This is a genomic window from Streptomyces sp. NPDC052101 (assembly GCF_040680235.1).
In the GTDB taxonomy this organism is placed as follows: domain Bacteria; phylum Actinomycetota; class Actinomycetes; order Streptomycetales; family Streptomycetaceae; genus Streptomyces.
Window position 1 is genome coordinate 19,890 of record NZ_JBFAWH010000025.1, and the last position, 15,057, is coordinate 34,946.

The following is a 15,057-nucleotide window of genomic DNA, read 5'->3' on the forward strand; positions in this document are numbered from 1 at the left end:
GGATAGGGTCCCCGGCATGCGATGTGGGATATGCGGCTCCGCCCGGCTGAGCCCGGTCGGTGAGCTGACCTCGGGGGAGCGGTCGTTCGAGCGGCTGCGGCTGCGCTTTCGCCGGCCGGGGTTCTTCAAGCCCCAGCCCACCTTCGAGGCCTCGCGCGCGCGTGCCTGCCGCGACTGCGGGGCCCTGTTCCCCTTCCTCACGGAGTACGACCGGCGGCAACTGGACGAGGCGGCCGACGAGCTGATCGAGACCGAGGACGCCGCACCCCATCACTACGGCCCCTCGGACAGCCCGGGTTAGCGCCTGAGCCATGTCGGTGGTGCGCCCGGCCGGACCCTGATGGAGCACGCCGCCTCCCGGGCCCGCGCCACCAGGAGTGCAGGCCTACTCTCTGACGGTCCGTCACCAGCCGGACCCGCCGTACGCGACGCGTTCTGCGCGCTGGCCGTACCTTGCCCGGATTTGGGTCGTTCGACCTTCAGGATGCAGACAACGATGTCGAACCTGCGGAGGTCATCCGACATGAGAGGGACCCGGCGCACGCGGCTGTGCCTTGCCGGCGTGATGGCAGCGTCCGCGCTGATCGCCACCCCCGCCGCACCGGCCGCCGAGCGGACCGACGGCCACCTCACCGATCTGGTCAACCCGTTCATCGGGAGCCAGGACGAGGGCAACACCTTCCCCGGCGCGGCCGTGCCCTTCGGCATGGTGCAGCTCTCCCCGGACACCGGTCACATGACCGGCTACGACTACACGCAGAACCGGATCCGCGGCTTCTCCCTGGTCCATCTCTCCGGCGTCGGCTGCCGCCTCGGCGGCGACCTGCCCGTGCTGCCCACCACGGGCGACGTCACGCAGACGGACTACGCCAAGTACGCGGCCGGCTTCTCGCACCAGGACGAGACGGCGAGCCCCGGCTACTACCGGGTCGGTCTCGCCTCCGGCATCCGTGCCGAGCTGACCGCGACCGCGCGCACCGGCGTGCAGCGCTACACCTTCCCCGCCACCGACAAGGCCAACGTCCTGCTGAACGCGGCCCAGTCGCTGCACAAGACGGTCTCCACCTCCGTGGAGATCCTGGACGACCACACCGTGCGCACCTCGATCACCGGGCACGGCTTCTGCCGGGACACCGGCCCCTACACCGTCCACACGATCACCCGCTTCAGCAGACCCTTCACCGCGTACGGCACCTGGAACGGACAGACCGTCACCCCGGGCTCCCGCACCGGACCCGGCGGCGCCTATGTCCGCTTCGACACCACCAAGGACCGTACGGTCGAGGCGACCACCGCCCTGTCGTACGTCGACGCGGCCGGCGCGGCCGGAAACCTGCGCGCCGAGGGCGGCCGGTCCTTCGACGCCGTACGCGAGCGGGCCCGCGAGGAGTGGGAGAAGCGGCTGGCCGGCGTCCAGGTGCACGGCGGCGCGAGCACGCTGCGCCGGACCTTCTACTCCTCGCTGTACCGCTCGTTCCTCGCGCCGAACATCGGCGGTGACACCGACGGCCGCTACTTGGGCTGGGACCGCCGGGTCCATCACGCCGACGGGTTCACGTACTACCAGAACTGGTCGCTGTGGGACACCTACCGCACCCAGGCCCAGCTGCTCGCGCTGCTCGCGCCGACCGAGGCACGGGACATGGCCCGGTCGGTGGTGGCGATCGACGAGGACGGCGGCTGGCTGCCCAAGTGGGGCTACGGCCCGGTCGAGACGAACATCATGAGCGGCGACCCGGTCACCCCCTTCCTCACCACGGCCTACCAGATGGGCCTGCTCAAGGGCTTCGAGGAGCGGGCCTACCGCGCGCTGAAGAAGAACGCCGACGGTATCCCGCCCGCCGGCCTGCCGGGCATCGGCCGGGAGGCCAACGCCGAGTACCTCGCCCGCGGCTTCGCCCCCTTCGTCCAGGACCGGCCGTACGCCAAGATGGGCGACTCCGACTACCACCACGGTGCCTCCGTCACCCTGGAGTACGCGCTCGCCGACGCCATGCTGGCGCAGATGGCCCGCGGCCTCGGCCACGGGGCCGACGCCGCCCGCTACGCCGCCCGGGCGCAGAACTACCGGAACATCTTCGACCCGGCCACCGGCTTCTTCCGCGCCCGCGACGCCTCCGGGGCCTTCACCGGCTCGGCCGACCCGACCCGCGGCACCGGCTTCCACGAGGGAACGGCCTGGCAGTACCAGTGGCTCGTGCCGCAGGACGTGCCCGGCATGGTCCGGCTGATCGGCGGCGAACGCGCGGCCAACGAGCGGCTGGACTCCTTCTTCGCCTACGACAAGCTGGTGGCCGACCCCGCGAAGACCGCCCGCGAGGTGTGGGTGCACGGCGACGCGTACGCGTACTACAACGCCGACAAGTACAACCCGATGAACGAGCCCGACCTCATCGCCCCGTACACCTACCTCGCCACCGGGCAGCCGTGGAAGACCACCGACGTGGTGCACGCCGCGCTGACCCTCTTCACCGACGGACCCGCCGGCATCACCGGCAACGACGACCTCGGCACGATGTCCGCCTGGAACGTCCTGTCGTCCATCGGTCTCTTCCCGATCCAGCCGGGCTACGACACCTGGGGCCTGTCCACGCCCGTCTTCGACCGCGTCGACATCGCCCTGGACCGCCGGTACTGGCCGGGCGGCCATCTGACGATCACCGCGCCCGGCACCTCCGCCACCCACCGCTACATCCAGAGCGTCCACACCGACGGAACACCGCAGGGGCGGACCTATCTGACGACGCGTGCGCTGCGCACGCTGGGCTCGCTCACCTTCACGGTCGGCCCGCGCCCGTCTGAGTGGGGTACGTCACCCGAGGCGGCGCAACCGGTCCTGAAGTGACCTCACGTATCACTGGGTCCCGCCCCTGTTGCAGGGGCGGGACTTAATCTGCTGTTAACTGAGCGTAGCCTGATCGTACTTGACCGTAATCAGGTCGCGGCGATTGACTGCGAGTGACTGCAGATCCACCCGTCGTCGACGCGTGAGGCAAGCCCTTGACTTCCGACCTGCTCGCTCCCCTCGACCTGGCGTTCTGGAACATCGAGTCCGACCGGCACCCCATGCACCTCGGCGCGCTCGGCGTCTTCGGCGCCCACTCGCCCACCGCCGGCGCCCATGCCGCCGACCTCCTCGCCGCCCGGGCCGCCGCCGTGCCCGGGCTGCGCCTGCGCATCCGCGACGTGTGGCAGCCGCTCGCCTTCGGCGGCGCCGCCCGGGAGACCGACCCGGACTTCGATCCGCTGAACCATGTCCGGCTGCACGCCCCGACCGCCGACTTCCATGCGGTCGCCGGCCGGCTCATGGAACGCCCGCTGGAGCGCGGCCGGCCGCCGTGGGAGGCGCATGTGATGCCCGGCGAGGACGGGGTGTCCTTCGCCGTGCTCTTCAAGTTCCACCACGCACTGGCCGACGGGCTGCGCGCGCTGAAACTCGCCGCAGGCGTCCTCGACCCGGTGGACCTGCCCGAGCGGGCGCCCCGCGCCATCGAGCCGCCCCGCGGCCTGCTGCCCGATGTGCGCAAGCTGCCGGGGCTCGTCCCCGGCCTGGTCAGGGGCGCGCTGTCGGACATGGGCCGGGCCCTGGACATCGGTGCCTCCCTCGCCCGGTCCACCCTCGGCATGCGGCCCGTCTCCGCGCTGGCCGCGGCCCCGAGCGGCACCCGCCGTACCGCCGGCGTCGTCGTCGACATCGACGATGTGCACCGGGTCCGCAAGTCCGCCGGCGGCACCGTGAACGACGTGCTCATCGCCGTCGTCGCCGGCGCGCTGCGCCGCTGGCTGGAGGAGCGTGGCGACGGCAGCAAGGGGGTGGCGCCCCGGGCCCTCATCCCCGTCTCCCGGCGCCGCCCGCGCACCGCCCATCCGCAGGGCAACCGGCTCTCCGGCTATCTCATACGGCTCCCGGTGGACGAGCCCGATCCGCTCGGCCGCCTCGACGCCGTGCGCACGGCCATGGTCCGCAACAAGGACGCGGGGCCCGACCGGGGCGCCGGCGCCGTCGCGCTGCTCGCCGACCACGTCCCGGCTCTCGGCCACCGGCTCGGCGGGCCGCTCGTCGGCCAGGCGGCCCGGCTGTGGTTCGACATCCTCGTCACCAGCGTGCCGCTGCCGGGGCTGGGGCTGCGGCTCGGCGGACACGAGCTGAACGAGGTCTACCCGCTGGCCCCGCTCGCGCCGGGCCAGGCACTGGCGGTCGCGATCTCGACGTATCGCGGCCGCGTGCACTACGGCCTCGTCGCCGACGCCCAGGCCGTACCGGACCTCGACCGGCTCGCCCACGCGGTGTCGACAGAGGTGGAGACCCTCCTGTCGACCTGCGACCTCTAACCGGCGACCTGCAAGGACCCCTAACCCCGTACCCCTTCTTTCACGATCGGACACGAGTGCCCCTCGCACCACACCGTCACCACTGACGACGGCTGGAGCCCGCTGGACAGGGCGGGCGCGGGGTGGCCTTGCTGGGACGGGCTCGGCGGAGCGACCGAACGGATCCGGCCCGCGGCCTGCACGAGTGCTCGCGTGCCGCTTGGGAGGGTCGTGTGCGGCTCGGGTGGCTGGTGCACCGCTCGGGTGGGTGGTGCTGTGCGGCTCGGACGATCGTGCGTGGCCTGGGTGAGTGGCCGAGCGGATTTGGCGCGGGCCCGGGAGGGTGGTGGTGCGTGGTCCGGGTGAGGGGCTAGGGGGATGGGGGCGTGCCGGCCTGTCGGGGCGGGCGGTTCCCGGGACGGCCGGGGTGGGTGGCTGGGCGGATGAGGTGTGCTGGCCCGGGCGAGTGGCGGCTTGAGGCCTGGGCGGCCGGGTGAGTCCGGCGTGGGCCCGGCCGAATGTCGCGTGTGGTCCGGGGTAGTGGCCGGGCGGATTGATGGTGCTGGCCTGGGCGAGTCGCTCCCGGACCCGTCGGTTGCCGGGCGGGCCGGGCTGGCCCGGGTGGATTGGGTGTGACGGGCCGGGTGAGTGGTGGCGTGTGGCCCCGGCGGTGCGGCCGGGTGAGTCCGGCGTGGGCCCGGCCGACCGGCCTGGGCGAGTCGCTCCGGGCCCGTCGGTTGCCGGGGCGGTCCGGGTGGATCGGGTGCGGCGGCCGGGGTGAGTGGTGGCGTGTGGCTCGGCTGGGGCGTCGAGCCGATTCGGGGGGTCGGTCCGGGCCAGGGGCTGGACGGGTTTGGCGGGTGGCCGGTGTGCTCCGTAAAATTCGCTGTTCGAAAGCGGGCGCGAGTCGGAGCGCCGCGCGGGTGATCAGGGAAGCGGCAGCGCGATGACGGTGACAGAGGACGGCTCCATGGCCGCAGAAGAGGTCGTCCACGGCCCGGGTATCGACCCCGAGCGGCTGGCCGTCTGCCTGAGCGTGCTGGAGGAGCTGGACGACCTCGACGTCGACCACCCGGACGCGATCACGGTGCGCCGAGCCACCTCGCACATCTACCGGACGGTCAAGCAGCGCCGCCGCCAGGAGCGCCGGGCCGCCAAGACCGCCCACGACAAGGCGGTCACCGAGGCCACCGCGACCGGCTCCGCCGAGCGCATCGACGACGAGACCGAGGGCATCCTGCCCTCCTCCAAGATCGAGGAAGGCAAGATCGCGGGCATACTCCAGCGCCCGCGCTCCTGCTACACCTGCAAGACCCGCTACGTCGAGGTCGACTACTTCTACCACCAGCTCTGTCCGGACTGCGCCCGCACGAACCGGGCCAAGCGCGACGCCCGTGCCGACCTCACCGGCAAGCGCGCCCTCCTCACCGGCGGCCGCGCCAAGATCGGCATGTACATCGCGCTGCGGCTGCTGCGTGACGGCGCGCACACCACCGTCACCACACGCTTCCCCAAGGACGCCATCCGCCGGTTCAAGGCGATGGAGGACTCGGCGGACTGGATCCACCGGCTGGAGGTCGTCGGCATCGATCTGCGCGACCCCGCGCAGGCCGTCGCCCTCGCCGAGCAGGTCGCCGAGGCGGGTCCGCTCGACATCCTGATCAACAACGCGACGCAGACCGTACGCCGGCTGCCCACCGCGTACGCGGCCCTGGTCGAGGGCGAGACCGCCCCGCTGCCCGCCGGTGAACTCCCCGCCCACCATGTCATCGGCGCCTTCAACTCCGGCGCCGTCGACGGCATCGCCGCGCTGCCCCTCGGCACCAGCGGCCTCGACGCACAGAAGGTCGCCGACCTCGCGCTCGTCGCGGGCAACGCCAGCGTCGCCCGGCACCTGGACGGCACCGCCATCGACGCCGGCGGCCTCGTCCCCGACGTCGTCGACAGCAACACCTGGGTGCAGACCATCGAGCAGATCTCCCCGGTGGAGCTGCTGGAGACCCAGCTGTGCAACTACACGGCGCCGTTCATCCTCATCAGCAAGCTGCGCCCGGCCATGGCCGACGCCGCGAAGAAGGCGGACAGCGGGCGCGCATACGTCGTCAACGTCTCGGCGATGGAAGGTGTCTTCGGCCGCGGCTACAAGGGCGCCGGGCATCCGAACACCAACGCCGCGAAGGCCGCCATGAACATGGTCACGCGGACCAGCGCCCAGGAGATGTTCGACTCCGACGGCATCCTCATGACCTCCGTCGACACCGGCTGGATCACCGACGAGCGCCCGCACTACGACAAGCTGCGCCTCGCCGAGGAAGGCTTCCACGCGCCCCTCGACCTGGTCGACGGCGCCGCCCGTGTCTACGACCCGATCGTCCGCGGCGAGACGGGCGACGACCTCTACGGCGTCTTCCTGAAGGACTACGCGCCCAGCAGGTGGTGACCCCGCCGATCCGGTGACCGGCGCGGCCGTCCCCCGTCCCGGGGTGAAGCGGTCGTGCCGGAGCGCGTCGCCGTCCGGACCCCGGGCGGACGGCGCGTCATGTGCCGTACCTTGGGCGCCGCTCGGACGTCAGTCCACGGCGCCGAGTCGGGAATGGCGGGCCGCCACCAGCTCCAGCACCGTCCGCCAGTCCTCCAGGACACCCGCGTCGAAGCCCGTCGTACGGCTCTCCTCGTCGGCCTGGCGCAGCCGCAGCACATCGTCGTCGGCGGCGCCCGCTTCCCCGCGCACCAGCCGGAACACCCGCTCCCCGAGCAGCGAGCGCACCGCCTCGGCCGCGCTGGGCGCCCGGCCCGTCTCGCCGCTGCCTGGGCGCAGCGCCGGCCCTATGCCGTGCACCAGCCCCGCGACCTGCAGCTCCTTGTCGGCGGGGCGGCTGCGGCGCAGCAGCGCGGCGGTGCGCAGCGCGTGCTGGTGCCGGCCGGCGTACAGCAGATCCATCAGCTCCTCGACGCTGCGCAGCTCCATGCGTCAGTCCTTCCGCGAGACAGCCGTTGCCGCTCATCAGCAGATCATGGCGACCTTGCGGTCCGGCCAACGGCACCTGAACTGAGCCACATGTAGTCCGAATGGGTGATTCGCTCCGGCGGTTGAGTGAGCGGCGCATGGTAAATAGCTGCATATTGAGAGGTATTGGGGGCCAAACGACTTCTCATAGTTACACCTTGTTTGCACTCCCGATCGAGCGGACGTCCGCTCATTTGGGTAATCTGGAGAGACGGGCAGCAGTACCGGGTCCCACCCAGACCCAACGTTCGTACCGGCGCCACCGCGTCCGAACTGGCCTTTCGAACCAGACCCGAGCGGGCGTCGAGTGCCGAAGCGCAGGCTGTCCGGCAGGCCCTCGAGGGTGACCGACACATAAGGAGTGCGCGGTGACACCGGAGAAGACGAATCGCGAAGAACGCCCCAAGGAACGCACGGAGCGCCTGGGCCGGCGGCCGGGAGAACTCGGCAGCCTCGATGTGTGGGCCCGGTCCGCTCCGATCCGCCTCGCGGGCTACGAGGACGACCTCGCCGAGCCGCACATCCTGCCCAGCGTGGACTGACCCCGAGTCGGACCCTTCGCGATCGCCGCACGCATGGGCGTGACCTGACAGACTCACGCCCATGCTGATCAGAGAAGCCGCGGCCGAGGACTGGCCGCGGATCTGGCCTTTCTGGCACCGTATCGTCGCCGCTGCCGAAACCTACGCATGGGACCCGGACACCTCCGAGGAGGACGCCCGCGCCCTCTGGATGAGTCCCGCCAAGTGCGTCTACGTCGCCGAGGACGGGGCCGGACGCGTGGTCGGCTCGGCGTACCTGACTCCCAACTACGCCGGCCCCGCCGCGCACGTGGCCAACGCCGGCTTCATGGTCGACCCGGAATGCGCAGGTCAGGGCATCGGCCGCGCCCTCGCCGAACACGTCCTGGCCGAGGCCGGCGCTCACGGCTACCGCGCGATGGTCTTCAACGCCGTCGTCGAGACGAACCCCGCCGTCGCCCTGTGGACCTCCCTCGGCTTCACCGTGCTCGGCACCATCCCCGAGGCCTACGACCATCCCCTGCACGGCAGGGTGGGACTGCACATCATGTACCGGGCACTCGACTAGGCGGGGCTCAGAGGCCGGCCACCGGTGCCGTCCGCCGCCAGGGGCGCAGCTTCTCCAGCTCCTCCGCCAGCTCCAGCAGTACCGCCTCCGTACCCGGGCGGCCGGCCAGCTGCACGGCACAGGGGGCGCCCGAGGGAAGGGCGCCGAACGGGACGGACATCGCGGGCCAGCCGGTCAGGTTCCAGGGCGGGGTGAACGGGGAGTACGCGGTGTTGGCCAGGACGTTGCGCAGCCAGCCGCGTTCGTGCCACGGCCCGGCGGCGGGGGAGCGCCGGGCCAGAGCCGGGGTGAGCAGGACGTCGTGCTCGGTGAAGAACGGCGTCAGCCGGGCGCGCAGCCGCTCGCGGCTGTCTGAGGTGCGCACCGAGCGGACGAACCGCCGGCCCAGGTCCGCGTGCACCCGGGTCCGCCGGGCCAGCCGCGCCCGGTCCAGGCCCGCGGCGTCCACCGCCGTCCCGGCGGTCCAGTGCCGCAAAGCGGTCACGCCCAGCGACAGCGGATACGGCGGCTCGGCCCGCCGCACCTGGTGCCCGGCCCGCGCGAGCGCCCCGGCCGCCTCCCGTACCGCGGTCGTATACGGCCTGCTCACGCCGACGCCGACCAGCGGGCTGCGCAGGGCCACGGCGATCCGCCGGGGCGAGGCCTCCTGTGCGGGCGGTCCATCGGCACCGCCCGCGAGGACGCCGAGCACGAGCCGCAGATCCTCGACCGTCGTGGCCAGCGGGCCGTTCTCGGCCATGCCGAACCAGTCGCCGTTGCCGATCCCCGCCGGCACCACGCCGAGCCCCGGCTTGAGCGTGACCAGGCCGCAGTTCGCGGCCGGTATGCGCAGCGAGCCCATTCCGTCGTTGCCGAGCGCGACCGGCACCAGGCCCGCGGCCACCGCGGCCGCGCTGCCGCCGGAGGAGCCGCCCGCCGTGCGGGAGGTGTCCCAAGGATTGCGGGTGGTGCCGAACACGCCTTCCGTGGTGCCGAAGACACACAGTTCGGGCACGTTCGTCAGGCCGACGACCACCGCGCCGGCCGCCCGCAGCCGGGCCACCGTGGGGTGATCCTCGGCGGCCGGGGTGTCGGGGGTGGCGGCGGAGCCGTCACGGTGGGACTCGCCGCGCACCGCCAGATTGTCCTTGACGGCCACGGGCACGCCCGCGAGCGGCAGTTGGGCCAGATCGGTGCGGGCGGCCACCGCGTCGGCCTCGGCGAGCACCGCCTCGGCGCGTACCTTCCGGAACGCCCCGATCCGTCCGTCGAGCCGCTCGATCCGCGCGAGGCACTCGGCCACCACCTCTCGCGGCGTGACCTCCTTGGCGCGTACGGCGGCAGCTGTCTCGGCGGCGGTCCGCCCGGCCCAGTCACCCACGGGCACTCCTCGCTCGGTCGTAGGCTACTCGCCGGTATCCATCACGGCGCACGGAGAACTGTGCCCGGTCCGGCGCGGTACGTCGAGAGGCCCTTCCCGGCAACCCGCTGATCGTCCGATCAATGCATCAAGTTCCGTCCTCTGCAGCCCCGTTGACAGTCCTGCAACCGCCCCACAATCATCAGACGTCCGATGAATCGGAGTTTATGGGAGCCGCTCATGAGCACGTGCCCCAGACGTCTGATCCTGGGCGCGGCCGCCGGCGCGACCGCCGCGGCCGCCCTGCCGCTCACCACCCCGACCCCCGCGCGGGCCGCCGACCAGCAGGGACCAGGGGCTGCCGACGGGGAGGGGCCATGGGCCGCCGTCCCCGATCCGGTGCCCGTCCCGCTCGACGCCCTCTACGACAACGACGGCATCGACACCACCTCCGCCCGCGGCGGCGACTTCGACGGCTCCGGCTACACCTTCCCCGGTGAGGAACTCGCCGCCGGCCGGGTCGAGGTGGACGGGGTGCCGTTCCAGTTCCCCGCCTCGACCGCGGGGACCCGCAACAACGTCGTCGCCCTCGGCCAGCGGCTGGACCTGCCGAAGGGCCGCTATCTGTCCGCCTTCTTCCTCGCCGCGGCCAGCTACGGCAACGCCTCGGGCACCGCCACCGTGCACTACGCCGACGGCACGACCACCACCGCCGGCCTCGGCGGCACGGACTGGTACGCGTCGGGCGGCCCGCTGTCGGCGCCGTACCGCTACCGCCCCGACGGCGGCAAGGACGAGCACGGCGTCGGCATCGGCGTCTCGGAGATCTGGATCGACCCGCGCCGGGAGGCGGTCGCCCTCACCCTCCCCGTCACCAACCCGGCCGAGGCGAACAAGGCGTCCCTGCACCTCTTCGCCCTCACCCTGCAACCCGTGGCCGAGGGCCGGGCGTTGACCCTGCGGGCCCCGCACTCCACGCCCTCCCTGCTGGAACCGTCCGGCGCGCAGAGCGTGGAGGCCACGGTCGTCAACGCGGGCACCATGGCCGTACTGGCCGCGGACGGCGTGGCGGTGAGCGTGGACGCCCCGGGCGCCCGCACGGTCCAGCCGGCCCGGATCCGCCGTCTCGACCCCGGCGAACAGGCCCGTGTCCGCATCGGCATCCGCAACAGCCCGGGCACCGCACCCGGCACCCGCCGGGACGGCACGGTCACGGTCACCGGCCGAGGGGCACAGGCGGCCGCGGGCCAGGCGACGCTGACCCTCGGCACCGCCGACTACCAGCCCACCGAGACCTCCCTCGCCGCCCACCAGGCGCCGTACTGGTTCCAGGGAGCCAAGTTCGGCATCTTCATCCACTGGGGTGTCTACTCGGTGCCCGCCTGGTCGCCGGTGGGCAAGCAGTACGCCGAGTGGTACTGGGACCACATGCAGGATCCGGCGGGCGCCGTGTACGCCCACCACCGGGACACCTACGGCGAGGACTTCGCCTACGACGACTTCATCCCCCGCTTCACCGCCGAGCGGTTCGACCCGCGGGCCTGGGTGGAGCTGTTCCGTGACGCGGGCGCGCAGTACCACGTCCTGACCTCCAAGCACCATGAGGGCTTCGCCCTGTGGGACACCAAGGTCTCCGACCGCAACGCCGTCAGGATGGGCCCCAAACGGGACCTGGTGAGGGAACTCTTCGAAGCGAGCCGCCGCTACACCCCCGAACTCCACCGCGGCCTGTACTTCTCCATGCCCGAGTGGTTCAACCCGGACAACCCGTGGATGGGCCACGCCCCGCGCAACCCGTACACCCTCCAGCCGGTGCCGTACACCGGCTACACGGCTGGGAAGGACTACGTCCACGACTACCAGGCCGCCCAGATGCTCGAACTGGTCCACGGCTACGACCCCGAGATCATCTGGTGCGACATCGGCGGAGTGAACGACAGCGCCCGTGTCCTCGCCGAGTACTTCAACCACGCCAAGAACCGGGCCCGCCCCGTCGACGTCACCGTCGACGACCGCTCGGGCCTCGCCTTCCACGACTTCACGACCCCCGAGTACACGACGTACGCCAACACGGTGGTCGCCAAGTGGGAGGCCAGCAGGGGCCTGGACCCGTTCTCGTACGGCTACAACCAGGCGACGCCCGACTCCGCCTACATGACCGCGGAGGAGGTCGTCCACAGCGTCGTCGACATCGTCTCCAAGAACGGCAACTTCCTCCTCGACATCGGCCCGCGCGCCGACGGCACGATCCCCGAGATCATGCAGACCCGCCTGCGCGAGACGGGCGCGTGGCTGAAGACCAACGGGGAGGCGATCTACGACACCACCTACTGGTCACGGATGGCCCAGCTCGGCGACGACCTGCGGTTCACCGTCCGCCCCGACGAGGCCTTCTACATCCACTCCCTCGCCGCACCCGGCCCGAAGCTCACCGTCGAGGCCCCGGTGCCGGTGCGCCCCGGCGACAAGGTGACGATGCTCGGCCACGACCGGCCCCTGACCTGGACGGTCACCGGCGGCGCACTCGTGATCGACGTACCGGAGGCGGCCCGCAAGGCGGGCAGGTACGCCTGGGTGTTCAAGGTGGAGTGGCATGGCTGAGACCCGAGGAGCCCCGAGCATGGTTCTCTCCCGACGCGTCTTCGTCGCCTCGGCCACCGCGCTGGCGGTGACGGGAGCGGTCCCCGCACCCCAGGCCCTGGCCACGCCGCAGGACACCGACCGCTCCCGCATCCCGGTCGGCCCCGGCGACACCGAGGCGGACCTGGTCCGCAAGGCCTCCCGACTCCGGCCCACCGCACGGCAGATCGCCTGGCAGCAACGGGAACGCACCGCCTTCCTGCACTTCGGCGTGAACACGTTCACGGGCCTGGAGTGGGGCACCGGCGACGAGGACCCCGATGTCTTCCAGCCGGCCGGCCTCGACACCGACCAGTGGGCGCGCGCCCTGCGCGACAGCGGCTTCAGGCTCGCCGTCCTCACCGTCAAACACCACGACGGCTTCGTCCTCTACCCGTCCCGCTACACCAAGCACACGGTGGCGAGCAGCAGTTGGCGGGGCGGCCGGGGCGATGTGCTGCGCTCGTTCGCCGACTCGATGCGACGCCACGGCCTCAAGGCCGGCGTCTACATCTCGCCGGCCGACGAGAACCAGTACCTGCACGGCGTCTACGCCAACGGCAGCACCCGCACCACCCGGACCATCCCCACGCCGGTCCAGAGCGACGACCGCTCCCCGGACCACGTCTTCACCCTCGACGCCACCGACTACGGCGCGCACATGCTCAACACGCTCTACGAGGTGCTCACCGAGTACGGTCCGATCGACGAGGTGTGGTTCGACGGCGCCCAGGGCCGCATCCCTCCGGACAAGGTGGAGCCCTACGACTGGGACAGCTGGTACACCCTGGTCCGCACGCTCGCCCCGGACGCCGCGATCGCCGTCTCCGGCCCGGACGTGCGCTGGGTGGGCAACGAGGGCGGGCTCGCCCGGCAGGACGAGTGGAGCGTGGTGCCGGTGACGGAGAGGGCGGGCGGCCGCACCGACTACGCGCTGGCGTACGACGCCCCCGACGAGGGCAGCCGGGCCGCGCTGCTCGCGGCCCGCGACGTCGCCGACTTCCTGCAGTGGTGGCCCGCCGAGTGCGATGTGTCCATCCGGGACGGCTGGTTCTACCACCCCGACCAACAGCCCAAGAGCGTCGAGCAGTTGACGGACATCTACTTCCGGTCCGTGGGCCGCAACTCGGTGCTGCTGCTCAACATCCCGCCGGACACCCACGGTCTGCTGCCCGCGGCGGACGTGGCACGGTTGCGGGAGTTCCGCGGGCGCATCGACCGGGAACTGCCCGAGGACCTGGCCCGCGGCGCCCGGACCACCGCCGCGCCGGGGCGGCTGACCGTCGACCTCGGCACGGAGCGGGAGGTGGACCGGATCCGGCTGGCGGAGGACCTCCGGCACGGGCAGCAGATCGAGGGCTTCGTCGTCGAGGCCCGGGCGGACGGCGGTGCGTGGCCGCAGGTGGCCGCCGCCGGGACGGTGGGCGCGAGCCGGATCCTGGTGCTGCCGGCGCCGGTACGGGCCCGCAGCTGGCGGGTGCGGGTCACGGCGGCCCGGTCGGCCGTGCACATCGCCGAGTTCGGCCTGTACCGGTCGTGCAACTGACCGCGAGAGGAGCCTCCTTCAGGCAGACGGCTCGTCGGGGCGCACCGCCGCCGTGCTGCCCCGCACCGTCAGGCGTGGCACCGGAACGCGTACGGCCCGTGCCGAACCGCCGTCCAGCAGCGCCGTCAGCTCCCGGGCCGCCGTACGTCCGAACTCCGCGCTGTCGCGGGAGAGCGCGGAGAGCCAGGGCTTGACCATGCGGCACAGGGCCGAGTCCTCCCAGGAGACGACCGAGACGTCCTCCGGTACGGAACAGCCGAGTTCGGCCGCCGCCGAGACCCCGGCCACCGCCATCACGTCGTTGTCGTAGATCAGGGCCGTCGGGGGAGCGGCGGCCCGCAGCACACGGCGGGTCACGGCCGCGCCCTCGGCGTCGGAGTAGTCGGTGGTGACCGAGCGGACCTCGGTCAGGCCGCGCCGGTCGGCCTCGGCGCGCAGGGTGCGGATACGGCGCTGGGTGTGGGCGAGGCCCGGCAGGCCGGCGATGTGCACGATCCTGCGATGGCCGAGCGCGGTCAACTCGTCGACCACCGAGGCCATCGCGCCCGCGTCGTCCGCCCAGACCGCCGACACCTCGGGATGGCGTTCGTCGGGCGCGCCGCCGATCACCACGGCGGGCAGGCCGAGTTCGTCGAGGAGGTCGGGGCGGGGGTCGTCGGCGCGCGGGTCGACCACCAGCACGCCGTCGACCCGGTGCTCCGCCCACCAGCGGCGATAGACCGCACACTCGTCGGCCACGTCCTCCACGACCTGGAACAGCAGACCCAGGTGCCGTTCGGCGAGCACCTCCTGGATCCCGGACACGAGCTGGAGGAAGAAGGAGTCGACGCCCAGGGTGTGCGCGGGGCGGGCGAGCACGAAGCCGACCGTCGCCGCGCCCTCGCCGGACAACGCGCGGGCGGCCGTGCTGGGCTGCCAGCCGAGCTGCTCGGCGACCCGGCGGACCCGTGCGCGGGTGGTCTCGGAGACGCCGGGGCGGCCGTTGAGCGCGAAGGAGACGGCGCTCTCGGAGACTCCGGCGCGCCGGGCGATGTCCTTCATCGTGGGCCGGCGTGCGGGGGACCGTCTGGTCGGCACGTTTCTCCTCCCTTCCTGACAGTGCTCGCTAATGCGCTTGAGTGTCAAGACCCTAAAGCGCATTAGTGA

Annotated in this window: 11 protein-coding genes; 8 read left to right on the forward strand and 3 right to left on the reverse strand. The window is 72.3% G+C overall.

What is annotated here, in order from left to right; genetic code table 11:
- Positions 1-16 precede the first annotated feature (16 nt).
- The 4 genes from AB0L75_RS32830 (at position 17) to AB0L75_RS32845 (ending at position 6,751) form a co-directional block, all read left to right on the forward strand.
- Entirely contained in the window at positions 17-301 is a 285-nt protein-coding gene (locus AB0L75_RS32830) for a hypothetical protein (protein ID WP_365188372.1), read from the forward strand.
- Between the two features lie 222 nt (positions 302-523).
- Entirely contained in the window at positions 524-2,845 is a 2,322-nt protein-coding gene (locus tag AB0L75_RS32835) for a GH92 family glycosyl hydrolase (RefSeq protein ID WP_365188374.1), read from the forward strand.
- Positions 2,846-3,000: 155 nt separating this feature from the next.
- Positions 3,001-4,332, forward strand: a complete 1,332-nt coding sequence (locus AB0L75_RS32840; protein WP_365188377.1) for a wax ester/triacylglycerol synthase family O-acyltransferase — start codon at positions 3,001-3,003, stop codon at positions 4,330-4,332.
- Between the two features lie 925 nt (positions 4,333-5,257).
- On the forward strand, positions 5,258-6,751 hold the full coding sequence (locus AB0L75_RS32845; RefSeq protein WP_365188380.1) for an SDR family NAD(P)-dependent oxidoreductase: 1,494 nt from the start codon (positions 5,258-5,260) through the stop codon (positions 6,749-6,751).
- A 129-nt stretch (positions 6,752-6,880) separates the two neighbouring features.
- Here AB0L75_RS32845 and AB0L75_RS32850 read toward each other — a convergent pair whose 3' ends face one another.
- Entirely contained in the window at positions 6,881-7,279 is a 399-nt protein-coding gene (locus AB0L75_RS32850) for a hypothetical protein (protein WP_365188382.1), read from the reverse strand.
- Between the two features lie 407 nt (positions 7,280-7,686).
- On the opposite strand from AB0L75_RS32850, the gene AB0L75_RS32855 reads away from it, so the two are divergent.
- On the forward strand, positions 7,687-7,860 hold the full coding sequence (locus AB0L75_RS32855; RefSeq protein ID WP_107440855.1) for a hypothetical protein: 174 nt from the start codon (positions 7,687-7,689) through the stop codon (positions 7,858-7,860).
- 61 nt (positions 7,861-7,921) lie between these two features.
- Positions 7,922-8,407: a GNAT family N-acetyltransferase gene (locus AB0L75_RS32860; RefSeq protein WP_365188385.1), complete on the forward strand. Its 486-nt coding sequence runs from the start codon at positions 7,922-7,924 to the stop codon at positions 8,405-8,407.
- 7 nt (positions 8,408-8,414) lie between these two features.
- On the opposite strand, the gene AB0L75_RS32865 is transcribed toward AB0L75_RS32860, so the two are convergent.
- Positions 8,415-9,767, reverse strand: coding sequence for an amidase family protein (locus tag AB0L75_RS32865; RefSeq protein WP_365188386.1), 1,353 nt, complete (start codon positions 9,765-9,767; stop codon positions 8,415-8,417).
- Between the two features lie 219 nt (positions 9,768-9,986).
- On the opposite strand from AB0L75_RS32865, the gene AB0L75_RS32870 reads away from it, so the two are divergent.
- Both AB0L75_RS32870 and AB0L75_RS32875 read left to right on the forward strand, forming a co-directional pair.
- Positions 9,987-12,347 carry an alpha-L-fucosidase gene (locus AB0L75_RS32870; protein WP_365188389.1) on the forward strand — a complete coding sequence of 787 codons (2,361 nt, stop codon included), beginning with the start codon at positions 9,987-9,989 and terminating at the stop codon, positions 12,345-12,347.
- A gap of 19 nt (positions 12,348-12,366) precedes the next feature.
- Complete coding sequence (locus AB0L75_RS32875) at positions 12,367-13,911, forward strand: alpha-L-fucosidase (RefSeq protein ID WP_365188392.1); 1,545 nt, start codon at positions 12,367-12,369, stop codon at positions 13,909-13,911.
- 18 nt (positions 13,912-13,929) lie between these two features.
- On the opposite strand, the gene AB0L75_RS32880 is transcribed toward AB0L75_RS32875, so the two are convergent.
- Positions 13,930-14,988 (reverse strand): LacI family DNA-binding transcriptional regulator, encoded by a 1,059-nt coding sequence (locus tag AB0L75_RS32880; protein ID WP_365188394.1) that lies wholly within the window; start codon positions 14,986-14,988, stop codon positions 13,930-13,932.
- Positions 14,989-15,057 lie beyond the last annotated feature (69 nt).